This is a genomic window from Pseudomonas sp. SDO5271_S396 (assembly GCF_054071795.1).
On sequence record NZ_JBSVWB010000118.1, the window covers coordinates 1 to 837 of the forward strand.

An 837-nucleotide genomic window follows, 5' to 3' on the forward strand; every position below is an offset into this window, starting at 1 on the left:
GCGATCAACCGCTGCCGCTGTCCTATGCCCAGGAACGCCAGTGGTTCCTCTGGCAGTTGGATCCGCACAGCGCTGCTTACCATATCCCCAGCGCCTTGCGCCTCAAGGGCGCGCTCGACAGTGCGGCGCTGCAACGCAGTTTCGACGCACTGGTGGCGCGCCATGAAAGCTTGCGCACCTGCGTGCAGGTGCACGCGGACGGTGCGCGGCAAGTGATTCATTCGCACCTCGCTGTGCCGATTCGGCTGGACGAGGTCAGCGAGGCGGGCTTGCAAGCCCGGGTCGAGGCCGAAATCGCTCGCCCGTTCGATTTGCAGGAAGGGCCATTGCTGCGCGTGAGCCTGTTGCGCCTGGCCGAAGACGACCATGTGTTGGTGCTGGTGCAGCACCATATCGTCTCCGATGGCTGGTCGATGCAGGTGATGGTCGATGAACTGGTGCAGCTGTACGCTGCGTTCAGCCAGGGTGCGGAACCGCAGTTGCCGCCTATGCCGATCCAGTACGCCGACTATGCCGTGTGGCAGCGCGGCTGGATGGAAGCGGGGGAGAAGGCCCGCCAACTGGACTACTGGCGTGGCCTGCTCGGCGGTGAGCAACCGGTGCTGGAGCTGCCCTTCGACCATCAGCGTCCGGCGCAGCAAAGCCATCGCGGCGCACGTCTTGAGGTGCCGTTGCCGCCTGCGCTGGCTGCCGACCTCAAGGCCTTGGCCCAACGCGAAGGCGTGACCTTGTTCATGCTGCTGCTGGCCTCGTTCCAGACCCTGTTGCACCGTTACAGCGGGCAGCAGGACATCCGCGTCGGCGTGCCGATTGCCAACCGCAACCGCATGGAAACCG

The 837-nt window shown here is 65.1% G+C and carries 1 protein-coding gene; it reads left to right on the forward strand.

Translation table 11 applies throughout. The features are described 5' to 3' along the window. Positions 1–837, forward strand: an 837-nt coding sequence (locus ACW9IN_RS30100; RefSeq protein ID WP_457369242.1) for a condensation domain-containing protein, incomplete at both ends; no start/stop codon positions are given.